General features: G+C 71.9%; 11 protein-coding genes. 5 read left to right on the top strand and 6 right to left on the bottom strand.

Annotation, left to right across the window (positions count from 1 at the left end):
• Nucleotides 1–301: 301 nt before the first annotated feature.
• The 6 genes from H1226_RS17950 to H1226_RS17920 all read right to left on the bottom strand — a co-directional run bounded on the left by H1226_RS17950 (nt 302) and on the right by H1226_RS17920 (nt 8,231).
• The gene (locus H1226_RS17950) at nt 302–1,447 is read right to left on the bottom strand and encodes an aromatic ring-hydroxylating oxygenase subunit alpha (protein WP_258341767.1); all 1,146 of its coding nucleotides are present in this window, start codon (nt 1,445–1,447) and stop codon (nt 302–304) included.
• 227 nt (nt 1,448–1,674) lie between these two features.
• Nucleotides 1,675–2,523, bottom strand: coding sequence for a formyltetrahydrofolate deformylase (purU, locus tag H1226_RS17945; protein WP_258341766.1), 849 nt, complete (start codon nt 2,521–2,523; stop codon nt 1,675–1,677).
• A 43-nt stretch (nt 2,524–2,566) separates the two neighbouring features.
• The gene (locus tag H1226_RS17940; RefSeq protein WP_258341765.1) at nt 2,567–3,940 is read right to left on the bottom strand and encodes an L-serine ammonia-lyase; all 1,374 of its coding nucleotides are present in this window, start codon (nt 3,938–3,940) and stop codon (nt 2,567–2,569) included.
• 63 nt (nt 3,941–4,003) lie between these two features.
• A complete protein-coding gene (locus tag H1226_RS17935) occupies nt 4,004–4,909 on the bottom strand; it encodes a bifunctional 5,10-methylenetetrahydrofolate dehydrogenase/5,10-methenyltetrahydrofolate cyclohydrolase (RefSeq protein WP_258341764.1) in 906 nt (301 codons plus the stop codon).
• Nucleotides 4,910–5,043: 134 nt separating this feature from the next.
• On the bottom strand, nt 5,044–5,664 hold the full coding sequence (locus tag H1226_RS17925) for a cyclodeaminase/cyclohydrolase family protein (protein WP_258341763.1): 621 nt from the start codon (nt 5,662–5,664) through the stop codon (nt 5,044–5,046).
• Nucleotides 5,665–5,765: 101 nt separating this feature from the next.
• Nucleotides 5,766–8,231, bottom strand: coding sequence for a GcvT family protein (locus tag H1226_RS17920; RefSeq protein WP_258341762.1), 2,466 nt, complete (start codon nt 8,229–8,231; stop codon nt 5,766–5,768).
• Between the two features lie 556 nt (nt 8,232–8,787).
• On the opposite strand from H1226_RS17920, the gene glyA reads away from it, so the two are divergent.
• From glyA to H1226_RS17895, 5 genes are read left to right on the top strand one after another with little or no spacing between them, the layout of a single operon-like run.
• Complete coding sequence (gene glyA / locus H1226_RS17915; RefSeq protein ID WP_258341761.1) at nt 8,788–10,080, top strand: serine hydroxymethyltransferase; 1,293 nt, start codon at nt 8,788–8,790, stop codon at nt 10,078–10,080.
• A complete protein-coding gene (locus H1226_RS17910; RefSeq protein WP_224963071.1) occupies nt 10,080–11,312 on the top strand; it encodes a sarcosine oxidase subunit beta family protein in 1,233 nt (410 codons plus the stop codon). Before glyA ends, H1226_RS17910 begins: the two co-directional genes overlap by 1 nt.
• A gap of 13 nt (nt 11,313–11,325) precedes the next feature.
• Entirely contained in the window at nt 11,326–11,595 is a 270-nt protein-coding gene (locus H1226_RS17905) for a sarcosine oxidase subunit delta (protein ID WP_224963073.1), read from the top strand.
• On the top strand, nt 11,592–14,429 hold the full coding sequence (locus tag H1226_RS17900) for a 2Fe-2S iron-sulfur cluster-binding protein (protein ID WP_258341760.1): 2,838 nt from the start codon (nt 11,592–11,594) through the stop codon (nt 14,427–14,429). Before H1226_RS17905 ends, H1226_RS17900 begins: the two co-directional genes overlap by 4 nt.
• On the top strand, nt 14,422–15,009 hold the full coding sequence (locus H1226_RS17895; RefSeq protein WP_224963077.1) for a sarcosine oxidase subunit gamma: 588 nt from the start codon (nt 14,422–14,424) through the stop codon (nt 15,007–15,009). Before H1226_RS17900 ends, H1226_RS17895 begins: the two co-directional genes overlap by 8 nt.
• Nucleotides 15,010–15,012: the final 3 nt, after the last annotated feature.

Genomic DNA, 15,012 nt, shown 5'->3' with positions numbered 1-15,012 from the left:
GCCTGGCCCGGCGCTGTCCGGTCCAGTGCCGCCCGGTTCCCGCGTTGCGCCGCCCGGCCCTGCGCTGCGCCGTTTCGGGGTCGCGTCGTCCGCGCGGCCCTGGTGCGTCCTGTCCGGCTTCGCGCCGCGGGCTCCCGTTCCGCCCGCAGCCGCACCCGGCGCAGTACGCGTCCGCACCGGCGGAAACCGTTGCCGCGCCCGGATAATCAAGCGGCCGCGGCTCGGGCGGGACCGTTCCCGGGCCGGGGCAGCACGAGGGCCCCGCGCGGCGGGAAGCCGCGCGGGGCCGGGAGAACGGCGCTCAGCCGACCCGCTCGCGCACCCAGTCGTGGAACTCGCCGATGTGGTGCTCGCTCGGCACCAGCACCCCGCCCTGGCGGTACGACCGCGAGTCCATCGCCAGCTGGCAGCGCTCGCACGCGTCGAAGTCCTGCTGGTTCACCCGGTGGAACAGCTCCACCGACCGATCGAGGTCCGCCCCCGACTCCACCACCTCCGGCAGGTACAGCCAGTCGCAGCGCACGATGGTGCGCTCCGCCGACAGCGGGAACATCCGGTGGAACACCACGTGGTCGGGCACCAGGTTGATGAACACCTGCGGGCGCACCGTGATCGCGTAGTAGCGGCGGTCCTGGTCCTCCTGCACGCCCGGAATCCGCTCCAGGCCCGCCGAACCGTCCACCGTGAAGCCCTGCACCTCCTCGCCGAACTCGGCGCCGTGGCCCACGAAGTACTGCGCGGCGAGGCCGTCGGCGAACTCCGGCAGCACCTCGGTGAGCTCCGGGTGGATCGTCGCGCAGTGGTAGCACTCCATGAAGTTCTCGACGATCTGCTTCCAGTTCGCCTGGACGTCGTACTCGATGCGCCTGCCCAGCTTCAGGTCCGCCACCTGGTAGCCGACGATCGCCTCCGGCGATCCCAGGCGGTTCGTCACGTCCCCGATCACCGTCTCCTCGAACGACGGCGGGTCCTCGGCCAGGCACAGCCACGCGTACCCCAGCCACTCCCGCACGTGCACGGTGTGCAGGCCGTACTCGACGCGGTCGATGTCCTGCATCGCGTTCAGGTTCGGCGCGGCCACCAGCTTGCCGTCCAGGCCGTACGTCCACGCGTGGTACGGGCACTGGAAGGAGCGCCGCACCTCGCCCTTCTCCTCCGTGCACAGCCGGGCCCCGCGGTGCCGGCACACGTTCAGGTAGGCCTTGATCGCGCCGTCCCGGCCGCGGGTCACGACGACGCTCTCCCGGCCGATCTGCACCGTCTCGTACTGCCCGGGGCGGGCCAGGTCCGCGCTCAGCACCGCGCAGAACCACCCCGCTTCGAAGATCGCCTCCTGCTCGGTCCGGAAGATCGACGGGTCCGTGTAGTAGTAGCCGGCCAGCGTCTCGCGCAGGCTCTCGGGCAGCGCTTCGCCGGTGTCGGGAGTGGACAGCTCACCGGTGGTCATGGCAATGCTCCTCGCGGCAGAGGGGAAGGGGACACAACTCGGTACGGCATCGGAACCGGCGGGCGCAGGGGCCGCCCGCGGAACGTCGGGAACGCACCGCGCGGCGGATCCGCGCGGTGGCTGCTGAGTGGAAGTCGAGTCGTTGCACGAACGGCAACGGGGTGCGCATTGCGCTACAGATGGCAGCGCGTCGCGGCCGCGATGTCAAGAGCCGCGGCCGGAACCGATCACCGGAACACCACGGTGCTGTGCCCGTTCGGCAGCACCCGCCGCTCGCAGTGCCAGCGCACCGCCCGGGACAGCGCCAGCGCCTCCGCGTCCCGGCCCACCGCCTGCAGCGCCACCGGGTCGTGCGTGTGATCGATCCGGATCACCTCCTGCTCGATGATCGGGCCCTCGTCCAGGTCCGGCGTCACGTAGTGCGCCGTCGCGCCCACCAGCTTCACCCCGCGCGAATACGCCTGGTGGTACGGCTTCGCGCCCTTGAAGCCCGGCAGGAACGAGTGGTGAATGTTGATCGCCCGGCCCTCCAGCGCCTTGCACGCCTCGTCCGAGAGCACCTGCATGTAGCGGGCCAGCACCACCAGTTCCACGTCGTACTCGTCCACCAGTTCCAGCAGCCGGGCTTCCGCCGCGGCCTTCGTCTCCGGCGTCACCGGCACGTGGACGAACGGCAGGCCCGCCGACTCCGCCATCGGCCGCAACGTCTCGTGGTTCGACACCACGGCCACGATGTCCGCGCTCAACCCGCCCGAGCGCCAGCGGAAGATCAGATCGTTCAGGCAGTGGCCCAGCTTCGACACCATCACCAGCACCCGGGCGTCGCGGTCCGGGTCGAACGAGAAGTCCATCTCGAAGTCCGCGGCCACCGGTTCGAAGCTCCGCGACACCACCTCCAGGTCCACCTCGCGGTCCGCGGTCACCTGGGTGCGCAGGAACAACCGGCCCTTCACGCCGTCGTCGAACTGGCGGTGCTCGGCGATGTCGCAGCCCTGGCCCACCAGGTAGCTGCTGACCGCGTGGACGATGCCGCTGCGGTTGGGGCAGCTCAACGTCAGGGTGAACTTCCTGGTCATCGTTCCTCCTGTGCTCGCACGGCTCTGGTCGCTGTCGGGGTCGTCAGCACTCGACGACGTTGAGGGCGAGGCCGCCGCGGGCGGTCTCCTTGTACTTGTCCTTCATGTCCGCCCCGGTCTCGCGCATCGTCTTGATCGCCTTGTCCAGGGAGACGTGGTGCTCGCCGTCGCCGCGCAGCGCCATCCGGGCGGCGGTGATCGCCTTGATCGCGGCCACCGCGTTCCGCTCGATGCACGGGATCTGCACCAGGCCGCCCACCGGATCGCAGGTGAGGCCCAGGTTGTGCTCGATGCCGATCTCGGCGGCGTTCTCCACCTGCTCCGGGGTGCCGCCCAGCACTTCCGCGAGACCGGCCGCCGCCATCGAGCACGCCGACCCGACCTCGCCCTGGCAGCCCACCTCGGCGCCCGAGATCGACGCGTTCTCCTTGAACAGCACGCCGATCGCGCCCGCCGTCAGCAGGAACCGCACCACCGCGTCCTCGTCGAACCCGGCCAGGAACCGGTGCGCGTAGTGCAGCACCGCGGGCACGATCCCGGCCGCGCCGTTCGTCGGCGCCGTCACGACCCGGCCGCCCGCCGCGTTCTCCTCGTTCACCGCCAGCGCGTAGAGCGTCACCCACTCCATCGCGTGCAGCGCGTCGCTCTCGTCGACCCCGGACTCCAGCCGCTCCCGCAGCTCCTTGGCCCGGCGCCGCACCCGCAGGCCGCCCGGCAGCACACCACCGGTGCGCGCGCCGTTGTCCACGCACTCGCGCATCACCGACCAGATGTGCAGCAGGCCGTCCCGGGTCTCCTGCTCGGGCCGCCAGGACAGCTCGTTCGCCAGCATCACGTCGCTGATCCGCGAACCGGACTCCCGAGCCCGCGCCAGCAGTTCCGCGCCGGTGCGGAACGGGAAGGGCACCTCCGGGCCGCCCGCCACCAGCACCGGCCGGCCCGCCTCGTCCTCGTCCAGCACGAAACCGCCGCCGACCGAGAAGAACTCGCGGCGCAGCAGCGGTTCCCCCTGCTCGTCGAACGCGTCGAAGCGCATCCCGTTGGTGTGGAACTCCAGCCGCTTCCGCCGGTGCAGCACCACGTCCCGCTCCACCGAGAACGCGATCTTGCGCTCGCCGCCGAGGCTGATCCGGCCCTCCTCGCGCACCGCCCGCACGTCCGGTTCGGTGCGCACCGGGTCCACCAGGTGCGGCTGCTCGCCGAGCAGACCCAGCACCACCGCCGGGACGCTGCCGTGGCCGTGGCCCGTCGCGCCCAGCGAACCGAACAGCTCGCAGCGCACCGCCGCCACCCGGGGCAGCACCCCGGACTCGCGCAGCCGCGCCACGAACCGGAACGCGGCCAGCATCGGGCCGACCGTGTGCGAACTCGACGGCCCGATGCCCACCTTGAACAGGTCGAACACTGAGAGGGTCATGTGCGCTCCCCACCTGGAGGTTTCCCGGAGCGGCGCGGTGCGGACCGCGCCGCCGACCGCTGCCTAACCGCCGGCCTCCGCGAGCGCGGCTCGCACGGTGTGCCGCAGCAGCAGCGCCGTCGTCACCGGCCCCACCCCGCCCGGCACCGGCGTCAACGCCGCGACCCGGCCGGCCACCGCCGGGTCGACATCGCCGACCAACCCGCCGTCCGGCGTCGGATTGGTGCCCACGTCCACCACGACCGAACCCCGGTGCACGTGCTGCTCCGCGATCAGACCCGGCCGACCGACCGCCACCACCAGCACGTCCGCCGTCCGGGTGCGCGCGGCCAGGTCCGCGGTGTGGCGGTGGCAGATCGTCACCGTCGCGTCCCGCCCCAGCAGCAGCTGCGCCACCGGTTTGCCCACCACGGTGGAGCGGCCCACCACCGCGCAGTCGCGGCCCGCGAGCGGCACGCCGTGGTGGTCCAGCACCGCGAGCACCGCGGCGGCCGTCGCGGGCGGGAACGCGGGCAGTCCGGCGGCGAGCCAGCCCGCCGACAGCGGGTTCGCCCCGTCCACGTCCTTGTCCGGTGCGATCGAGGAGGCCAGTTCCTCGAAGTCGGCGCCCGGCGGCAGCGGGGTCTGCAGGATGATGCCGTGCACCTCCGGTTCGCCGCTCAGCGCCGCGAGCTCCTCGCGGATGCGCTCCGCGGAGGCGTCGGCGCCGAGGTCCACGACCTCGCACTCCACCCCGGACTTCGCGGCCGCCTTCGCGATCGAGCGCACGTACCAGGCGCTCGACTCGTCGTCGGTGGCCACCACGACGGCCAGCCGGGCGGGCACGCCCGCGGCGGCGAGCTCGGCCGCGGCGGCGGCGACCTCGGCCCGGATGGCGCGGGCCGGGCCGGTGCCGTCCAGGACCGCGGTCTCCACCGGTGGGGTCGCGGTGGCGGGCGCGACGGTCCCGGTCGGATCGGTTGCGGGCACAGCGGTTTCGGACAGGGCGGTTTCGGCCCGAGGGGTTGCGGGCGCGGGCTTTGCGGGCCCAGGGGTTTCGGACGCGGCGGCTTCGCGCACGTCGGCCGTCGGCGGATCGGTGTCGGGCACTGCGGGTGAAGTGGTCATCGCTGGATCTGCTCCCGTACCGCGGTGGTGGTCTCTTCGGCTCGGTGGAGGACGTCGGCGGCCTCGGCGATCGCCGCCGTGAGCGCGTCCCGCGTCGCAGGGTCGGCGACGCCGGGCAGGTTCACCTCCGCGTTCACCCGCGAAGTGGAGGCCGCCGCGCGCGCCGCGTCCGCGGCCGCCGCGATGTCGGTGATCACGTTGCGGTTGCCGACGGGCCGCAGCCGCTCGGCCAGCCGCACGACCCGGCCTGCGAGCGCGATGACCTGGACGGGCACCCGGCTCGCCTCGGCCAGCGCCGCCGCGATCGCCCGGGACCGGGCGGCCTTCGCCTCCGCGGTGTCCTTCGGCAGGCCGTAGGCGGTGCCGACCGCGCCGAACGCGGTGGCGTCCCGCTCCACCAGGTCCAGCGCCAGCCCGCGCAGCTCGTCTGCCTCCGCCAGCACCGCGCCGATCTCCGCCGCGTGCTCGGCGTACTTCGCACCGTCGCTGAACCGCGCCACCATGGCGACCAGTGCGGCGCCCTGCGCGGCGTGCAGCGCGGCGGTGGCGCCGCCGCCGGGTGCGGGATCGCGGGAGGCGAGGCCCTGCAGGAAGGTGTCGATCGAACCCGTGCGCATCAGCATCCTTCGTCGTAGTGCGGGAAACCCGTTCCAGGTGAACGGCCCGGCAGCCCATCCGCTCGGTCGCGCGGGCCGCTCACCTCGCGAGAGGTCCGGGATCACCGGCGGATGCGGTGCATCTCCGGGTCGACGAGCGGTTCGGCGGCGACGGTCGCCCGCACCATCCGGTCGAAGTACTTGATCTCCACCGAGGTCCCGGGCTCCGCCGACGCGGGCAGCCACGCGTAGGCGATGGGGAAGCCGAGGGTGTGCGAGAACGCCGCGGAGGTCACGTACCCGGCGGGCGCCGAGTCGACGAACACCGGCTCCGCGCCGAGCACCACGCTGCGCCCGTCGTCGATCGTCAGGCAGGACAGCCGCCGCGACACCGAATCCTGGTCGCGGCCCTCCAACGCGTCCTTGCCGACGAAGTCGCCCTTGTTCCGGCGGACCGCGAACCCGACGCCCGCTTCGAACGGGTCGTGCTCGGTGGTCATGTCCGCGCCCCAGGCCCGGTAGCCCTTCTCCAGCCGCAGGCTGTTGAACGCGGCGCGCCCCGCGGGAACCACGCCGAGCTCGCGGCCGGCCTCGAACAGCACGTCCCACAGCCGCTGCCCGTACTCGGCGCTGGTGTAGATCTCCCAGCCGAGCTCGCCGACGTAGGACACCCGCATCGCCGTGACCGGGATGCCCGCGACGTGCGCCCGCTTGCAGCGGAAGAACTTCAAGCCATCGTGGGAGAAGTCGTCCCGGCTCAGCGGTTGCACCAGGTCCCGGGCTAGCGGCCCCCACACCCCGACGCAGCAGGTGCCGCCGGTGATGTCCCGGACTTGCACGCTGTGATCGTCGGGCAGGTTCCGCCGCAGGTAATCCAGGTCCAGGTTCCCGTTCGCGCCGACCTGGAACAGCCGTTCGCCGAGCCGCGCGACGGTGAGGTCGCTGCGCACGCCGCCGGCGCGGTCCAGCAGCAGCGTGTAGGTGACCGAGCCGACGGACTTGTCCATCTTGCCGGTGGTGAGCCGGTCCAGGAACTCCAGCGAGCCGGGGCCGGAGACCTCCAGCCGCTTCAGCGGGGTCATGTCGTAGAGGGCGACGGCGGTGCGGGTCTTCCACGCTTCGACCGCGGCGACGGGGGAGTGGTACATCGCCGACCAGGCGTCCCGCGACGGCGGCTGCCACTCCATCGGCAGTTCCTTGACCAGCGGCGCGTTCGCCTCGTACCAGTGCGGGCGTTCCCAGCCGTGGGCTTCCAGGAAGAACGCGCCGAGTTCGCGCTGCCGCGCGTGGAACGGGCTGACCCGCAGGTCCCGCGGGGAGAACTTCGGCTGCAGCGGGTGCTTGACGTCGTAGATCTCCACGAAGTTGCGCTGCGAGGTCTCGTCCGCGTGCTGCGGGGTCACCTCGATCTCGTCGAAGCGGTGCACGTCGCAGCCGTGCAGCTCGATCTCGCTGCGCCCGTCCACGAGCAGCTGCGCGACGGCGCGGGCCACGCCGGAGGAGTGCGTCACCCACACCGCCTCGGCGATCCAGAACCCGGCCACGTCCGGGGATTCGCCGACCAGCGGCCCGCCGTCGGGGGTGAAGGAGAAGACGCCGTTGAACCCGGTCTCGACCTTCGCGGTGCGCAGCGCGGGCAGCAGCCGCTTGCTGTGCTCCCAGGACGCGGCGAAGTCCTCCTCGGTGAACGCCAGCATCGACGGCATCGCCGCTTCGCTGGGCGCGTCCTCGTCCTGCGGCAGCTCGTGCAGCCCGACCGGGATGGGGCGGTGCGCGTAGGTGCCGATGCCGAGCCGGTCGTCGTGCTCGCGGTAGTACAGGTCGTGGTCCTGGTGGCGCAGGATCGGCAGCCGCGCCTCGATCCGCGGGTCGTTGCGCCCGGCAAGTTCGGGCAGCTGGTCGGTCTGCGCGTACTGGTGCGCCAGCGGCAGCAGCGGCACCCGCATGCCGACCATGTCGCCGATGGCCTGGCCCCAGAACCCGGCGCAGGACACCACGAGGTCGGCGGGCACCTCGCCCTGGTCGGTCTCGACGCCGGTGACCTTGCCGCCGCTGGTGCTGATGCCGAGGACGCGGGTGGAGCCCTGGAAGCGGGCGCCGCGGGCTTCGGCGCGGCGGGCGAGGGCGATGACGGCGCGGGAGGCCTTGGCGAGCCCGTCGGTGGGGGTGTGCAACCCGCCGAGGACGCGGTCCCGGTCCAGCAGCGGGTGCAGCTTCGCGCACTCCTCCGGCCCGAGGACGGTGCCGGGCACACCCCAGGAGGTCGCCCAGCCCTGCTTGCGGTGCAGGTCGGCGAGCCGTTCCGGCGTGGTGGCGATCTCCAGGCCGCCGACCTGGTTGAAGCACCACCCGCCGTCGACCTCCAGCGCGGCGAGCTTGTTCCTGGTGTAGGTGGCGAACTCGGTCATCGTCTTCGACCCGGTGGTCTGGAAGACGAGTCCCGGGGCGTGCGAGGTGGAACCGCCGGTGAGCGGCAGCGGTCCCTGGTCGAGGACGGTGACGCGGTCCCAGCCGCGTTCGGTGAGCTCGTCGGCGAGGTTGGTGCCGACGATCCCGGCTCCGATGATGACGACGCGTGGGGTGCTCATGCTGGTCTCCTAACGGGCGGCCTGCGGCGACCGCTGCGAGGACGGCAGGTGCGGACTGGTGCCACGGGGCAGGAGCTCGGGCTGGAGAAGGGGGAGTGGTGGGGTTCGGTGGTCGTCCGATGCGGACTTCCGCGGAGCACGGGGGACGTGTCGGAACGGGCCGCCGCCTGCGGTGACCTGACCGAGCCGAACGCCGGATTCCGGAGGTGTTCCCGGACCGACCGAACAGCTGCGCACAAGACTGATATATCAAGTGAACGGCAGAGTAAGCACTGGTGGGAGCAGCGGTCAAGGGCCGATTCGGCCCTCTTCTCCGCGGTGCACGCGGACGGCTGAACGGCCCGGCGCGCCGCCGCCCGGGCGCGTCGTGCCGTGGTGGCGGCGGCGGAGTGCGGCGGCGCGCGCATCGGTGACTTCGGGCCCTTGACCCGGAGAATTCCGCTGCTTACGCTCAGAAGCCTTCTGATATTTCAGTTGGATGGTAGTCGTCCGGCCGGTCGTTCACCCGCCGTCTCCCCAGTGCTCCCGTGCAGATTCCCGGTGTCGAAGGAGTCCCATGAACTCGTCCGGAAGTGCAGCTGCGTTCAACGACCGGCTTGCGGTGGTGGATCCGGAGGTGGCCGCTGCTGTGGGGGCGGAGCTGGGTCGTCAGCAGAACACGTTGGAGATGATCGCGTCGGAGAACTTCGCGCCGCAGGCGGTGTTGCAGGCGCAGGGTTCGGTGTTGACGAACAAGTACGCCGAGGGGTACCCGGGCCGCCGGTATTACGGTGGTTGTGAGCACGTGGACGTGGTCGAGCAGTTGGCGATCGATCGGGTGAAGGCGTTGTTCGGGGCGTCGTTCGCGAACGTGCAGCCGCATTCGGGGGCGCAGGCCAACGCCGCGGCGATGCACGCGTTGTTGTCGCCGGGTGACACGATCATGGGCTTGGACCTGGCCCACGGCGGGCATTTGACGCACGGGATGCGCATCAACTTCTCCGGCAAGCTCTACACCGTCGTCCCGTACCACGTGCGCGAGGACGATCACCGGGTCGACATGGACGAGGTGGCCCGCCTGGCTCGGGAGAACCGGCCGAAGCTGATCGTGGCGGGCTGGTCGGCGTATCCGCGGCAGTTGGACTTCGCGCGGTTCCGGGAGATCGCCGACGAGGTCGGTGCCTATCTGATGGTCGACATGGCCCACTTCGCGGGTCTGGTCGCCGCCGGGTTGCACCCGAGCCCGCTGCCCTATGCCGATGTGGTCACCACGACCACCCACAAGACCCTCGGCGGGCCCCGGGGCGGGGTGATCCTCTCGGCCAGTGAGGAGTTCGCGAGGAAGTTCAACTCCGCGGTCTTCCCCGGCCAGCAGGGCGGCCCGCTGGAACACGTCATCGCGGGCAAGGCCGTGCTGTTCAAACTCGCCGCCACCCCGGAGTTCGCCGACCGCCAGCAGCGCACCCTCGACGGCGCCCGCATCATCGCCGAGCGCCTCCTGCAAGACGACGCCCGCGCCGCGGGGGTGTCGCTGGTCTCCGGCGGCACCGACGTCCACCTCGTGCTGGTCGACCTGCGCCACTCCGAACTCGACGGCAAGCAGGCCGAAGACCGCCTCCACACCATCGGCATCACCGTCAACCGCAACGCCGTCCCGAACGACCCCCGACCCCCCATGACCACCAGCGGCCTGCGCATCGGCACCCCCGCCCTGGCCACCCGCGGCTTCACCACCACCGAATTCACCGAAGTCGCCGACATCATCGCCACAGCACTCCAACCCACCACCGACACCGAAGCCCTGCGCGACCGCGTCGAGGCGCTCACCCGCAAGTTCCCGCTGTACCCGAACCTGAACGGAGGGCTCTGATGTCGCCGCGCACACCCGGTGCAGACCTGCCCGAGCACCCGGATCGGCTCTGGAGCTCCCCGGACCCGAGGCGCTCCTACGACGTGGTGATCGTCGGGGGCGGCGGGCACGGGCTCGCCACCGCCTACTACCTCGCCGTCAACCACGGCATCACCAACGTCGCGGTGTTGGAGAGCGGCTGGCTCGCGGGCGGGAACATGGCCCGCAACACCACGATCATCCGCTCCAACTACCTGTGGGACGAGAGCGCCGGGCTCTACGAGCACGCGCTGAAGCTGTGGGAAGGGCTCGAAGAAGCGCTGGACTACCCGCTGCTGTTCTCCCAGCGCGGCGTGCTGAACCTGGCGCACTCGCTGCAGGAGGTCCGCGACAGCGTCCGCCGCGTCGAGGCGAACAAGCTCAACGGCGTCGACGCCGAATGGCTGGATCCCGCGCAGGTCAAGGAGATCTGCCCGATCCTGAACACCTCCGAGGACCTCCGCTACCCGGTGCACGGCGGCACCTGGCAGCCGCGCGCGGGCATCGCCAAGCACGACCACGTCGCCTGGGGCTTCGCCCGCGCGCTGGACCGGATGGGCGTGGACCTGGTGCAGAACTGCCAGGTCACCGGATTCGAGACCGTCGGCGATCGGGTCGTCGGGGTCGAGACCACCCGCGGGAACATCCGAGCGGGCAAGGTCGCGCTGGCCGCCGCGGGCAGCACCTCGGTGCTCGCCGACACCATCGGGCTGCGGCTGCCGATCCAGAGCCACCCGCTGCAGGCGCTCGTGTCCGAACTGCTCGAACCCGTGCACCCCACGGTGGTCATGTCGAACGCGGTGCACGTCTACGTCAGCCAGGCGCACAAGGGAGAACTGGTCCTCGGCGCCGGCATCGACGCGTACAACTCCTACGGGCAGCGCGGTGCGTTCCACACCATCGAACGCGAACTCACCGCGGCCGTCGAACTGTTCCCGATCTTCGCGCGGGCGCACGTGCTGCGCACCTGGGCCGGGATCGTGGACGTCACCCCCGACGCCTCCGCGATCATGGGGCGCACCCCGTTCGACGGCCTGTACGTCAACTGCGGCTGGGGCACCGGCGGGTTCAAGGCCACGCCCGGTGTCGGCTGGTGCTACGCGCACACCATCGCCCACGACGAACCGCACCCGCTCAACGCGCCCTTCGGGCTGGAGCGGTTCACCACCGGAGCCCTCGTCGACGAGCACGGCGCCGCGGGCGTCGCGCACTGAACGGAGTCCGCACATGCTGCTGATCCCCTGCCCGTGGTGCGGGCCGCGGAACGAGACCGAATTCCACTACGGCGGCCAAGCCGACGTCCGCTATCCGGACGACCCGCAGTCGGTGTCCGATGAGGACTGGGCGCGATTCCTGTTCTACCGCGCCAATCCGAAGGGCGTGTTCACCGAGCGCTGGTCGCACCACGCCGGTTGCCGGCGCTGGTTCACCGTGCAGCGCGACACCACCACCAACGAGATCCACCCCGACGGCGCGACGAGGACGGTGACCAGGTGAGCAACGAGTTCAGGACCGCCGACGGGGGACGCATCGACCGCCGCCGGCCCGTCCGGTTCCGCTTCGACGGCCAGGACTACGAAGGCCGCGAAGGCGACACCCTCGCCTCCGCGCTGCTGGCCAACGGCGTGCACCAGATCTCCACCAGCATCAAGTACGGGCGCCCCCGCGGCATCATGGCCGCCGGGCCGGAAGACCCGAACGCCCTGGTGCAGATCGAGAAGCCGTTCCCGGAACCGATGCTGACCGCCACCACCGTCGAACTCGTCGACGGCCTGGAAGCGACCTCGATCCCCGGGCAGGGGCGGCTGTCGGACGAACCCGACCCGGCCCGCTACGACGCCATGCACGCGCACTGCGACGTGCTCGTCGTCGGCGCCGGACCGGCCGGGCTGGCCGCCGCGCTGACCGCGGCCCGCAGCGGGGCGCGGGTGATCGTCGCCGACGCCGACACCGAGTTCGGCGGCACCCTACTCGGCAGCGGCGAAGAGCTCGACCGCAAGCCCGGCACCGACTGGGTGCGCCGCGCCGTCGCCGAACTCGAATCCCTGCCGGAGGTGCGCACCCTCCCGCGCACCACCGTCTTCGGGCACTACGAGGACGGCTACTTCGTGGCCGTGCAGCACCGCGGCGACGACGCGCCCAGCCGCCAGCGCATCTGGCGCATCCGGGCCCGCGAGACCGTGCTGGCCACCGGGGCGCACGAACGGCCCGTGGTGTTCACCGGCAACGACCGGCCCGGCACCATGCTCGCCGCGTCCGCCCGCAGCTACCTGCACCGCTACGGCGTGCTGCCCGGCACGCGGGCCGTCGTGTTCACCACCAACGACAGCGCCTACGCGGCCGCGATCGACCTGCACGACGCCGGGGTGGAGATCGCCGCCATCGTCGACGTGCGCGACGTGGTGCCCACCTACTGGGCCTCGCTGTGCGTGGAGCGCGGCATCACGATCCGCCCGGACGCCGCCGTCGTCGGCACCTCCGGCGTCGACCGGGTCGTCAGCGCGCACCTCGCCGGGCTGCGCTCCGACGAGCACCAGCCGGTGACCGTCCGCCAAGTCGTGCGCTGCGACCTGCTCCTGGTCTCCGGCGGCTGGAACCCGGCGGTGCACCTGCACGCCCAAGGCCGCGGCGGGGTGCGGTACTCGGAGCGGATCGGCGGGTACGTGCCCGAGGAGGACCTGCGCTCCGTGCGGTCGGCCGGTGCCTGCGCCGGCGTGTTCGGCACCGGCGACTGCCTGCGGACCGGCGCCGAAGCGGGCGAATCCGCCGCGCGGGCCGCCGGATTCGACGCCACCGCGCCCGAACTGCCCGCGGCGAAGAACCCGCCGGTGCTGGCCGGGCGCACCACCTGGCTGCTGCCCAGCCCCGCCGACTCCGAAGGCGCCAACCAGTTCGTCGACCTCGCGCGGGACGCCACCGTCGCCGACATCCGCAAGGCCGTCGGCGCCGGGCTCGACTCGGTGGAGCACGTCAAGCGCTACACCACCATCGGCACCGCGCACGACCAGGGCAAGACCTCCGGCACCCTCACCTCCGGCATCATCGCGCAGCTGCTCGGGCGGGAACCGTCCCGCACCACCACGTTCCGCGCGCCGTACACGCCGGTCGCGTTCGCCGCCCTCGCCGGGCGCGACCGCGGCGACCTCTACGACCCGGTGCGGGTCACCGCGATGCACGACTGGCACGTGCAGCGCGGGGCGCCGTTCGAGAACGTGGGGCAGTGGAAGCGGCCCTGGTACTACCCGCGGCCCGGGGAGGACATGGAGACCGCGGTGCTGCGCGAGTGCGCGGCGGTGCGCTCCGGGGTCGGCATGCAGGACGTGTCCACCCTCGGCAAGATCGACGTGCAGGGGCCGGACGCCGCCGCGTTCCTCGACCTCGTCTACACCAACAAGATGAGCACGCTCAAGGTCGGCCGCATCCGGTACGGGCTGATGTGCACCGCGGACGGCATGGTCTTCGACGACGGCACCGTGATGCGCACCGGCGAGCACCGCTACCTGATCTCCACCACCTCCGGTGGTGCGGCGGGCGTGCTGGACTGGCTGGAGGAGTGGCTGCAGACCGAGTGGCCGCAGCTGCGGGTGCACCTGACCTCGGTCACCGAGCAGTGGGCCACCATCGCGCTCGCCGGGCCGAAGTCCCGCGAAGTCCTCGCCCGGGTGGCCACCGGGCTGGAGCTGGACAACGACGCGTTCCCGTTCATGTCCTGGCAGGACGGCGTCGTCGCGGGCAGGCGGGCGCGGGTGTGCCGGATCAGCTTCTCCGGCGAGCTGGCCTTCGAGATCAACGTGCCCTGGTGGTACGGCCGGGAAGTGTGGGAGGCACTGCACGAAGCCGGACGCCCCTTCGACATCACCCCGTACGGCACCGAGACGATGCACGTGCTGCGCGCCGAGAAGGGCTTCCCGATCGTCGGGCAGGACACCGACGGCACCGTCACCCCGCACGACCTCGGCATGAGCTGGGCGGTGTCGAAGAAGAAGGACGACTTCCTCGGCATGCGCTCCTTCGCCCGCGCCGACAACGCCCGGCCGGACCGCAAGCACCTCGTCGGCCTGCGACCGCAGGACGAATCCCTGGTGCTGCCGGAAGGGTCGCAGCTGGTGGCGAGCGAGGTGCTGCCCGCGCCACCGGTGCCGATGCTGGGCCACGTCACCTCCAGCTACCGCAGCGCGGTGCTCGGCGGCGGGTTCAGCCTGGCGCTGGTGAAGGGCGGGCGGGACCGCATCGGCGACACCGTCTACAGCCCGCTCGACGGCCGGCTGGTCCCGCTCACGGTCACCGAACCCGTCTTCTACGACAAGGAAGGAGCGCGCCGCGATGGCTGAGCCCTACGGAGAGTCCCCGTTGGCGACCCGGGCGGAGGCGCTCGCCGCGCGGTCCGGGCCGGACGCCGTGCACATCACCGAGGTGCCGTTCAAGGCGCAGATCACGCTGCGGGTGGACCCGAAGGGGTCCGGCGCGGAGCGGATCGGCACCGCGATCCACGCGATGCTGCCGAACCAGCCCGGCGAGGTGGTGCACGCCGAAGGAGCGCTGGTCCTCGGCCTCGGCCCGGACGAATGGCTGCTGATCGGACCGGAAGGCGCCGCGGAGTCCATTTCGGACACGTTGACCACCGCGCTCGACGGCGATCACGGCGCGGTGGTGGACGTGTCCGCGCACCGCACCATCCTGGAGGTCTCCGGGCCGCACGCCCGGGACCTGCTGAACATGGGCTGCGCGCTGGACCTGCATCCGCGCGGCTTCGCGACCGGCCGGTGCGCGCAGACGCTGCTGGCGCGCGCGGCCGTCGTGCTGGTGTGCCGGGACGCGGCGCTGCCCACCTACTGGCTGATCGTGCGTTCGTCGTTCGCGCGGTACGTCGCGGACTGGCTCATCGACGCCGCCGGCGAATACGGCTGGTGACGA

Origin of the sequence: Saccharopolyspora gregorii, from assembly GCF_024734405.1 — a bacterium.
Taxonomy (GTDB): domain Bacteria; phylum Actinomycetota; class Actinomycetes; order Mycobacteriales; family Pseudonocardiaceae; genus Saccharopolyspora_C; species Saccharopolyspora_C gregorii.
The sequence above is the reverse complement of the archived record's forward strand: the minus strand, read 5'-3'. Positions and strand labels throughout refer to the sequence as shown.

Coding starts and splice junctions, on each gene's coding strand:
- H1226_RS17950 (WP_258341767.1), bottom strand. CDS start 1,447: ATGACCACCGGTGAGCTGTCCACTCCCGACACCGGCGAAGCGCTGCCC.
- purU (WP_258341766.1), bottom strand. CDS start 2,523: ATGACCAGGAAGTTCACCCTGACGTTGAGCTGCCCCAACCGCAGCGGC.
- H1226_RS17940 (WP_258341765.1), bottom strand. CDS start 3,940: ATGACCCTCTCAGTGTTCGACCTGTTCAAGGTGGGCATCGGGCCGTCG.
- H1226_RS17925 (WP_258341763.1), bottom strand. CDS start 5,664: ATGCGCACGGGTTCGATCGACACCTTCCTGCAGGGCCTCGCCTCCCGC.
- H1226_RS17920 (WP_258341762.1), bottom strand. CDS start 8,231: ATGAGCACCCCACGCGTCGTCATCATCGGAGCCGGGATCGTCGGCACC.
- glyA (WP_258341761.1), top strand. CDS start 8,788: ATGAACTCGTCCGGAAGTGCAGCTGCGTTCAACGACCGGCTTGCGGTG.
- H1226_RS17910 (WP_224963071.1), top strand. CDS start 10,080: ATGTCGCCGCGCACACCCGGTGCAGACCTGCCCGAGCACCCGGATCGG.
- H1226_RS17905 (WP_224963073.1), top strand. CDS start 11,326: ATGCTGCTGATCCCCTGCCCGTGGTGCGGGCCGCGGAACGAGACCGAA.
- H1226_RS17895 (WP_224963077.1), top strand. CDS start 14,422: ATGGCTGAGCCCTACGGAGAGTCCCCGTTGGCGACCCGGGCGGAGGCG.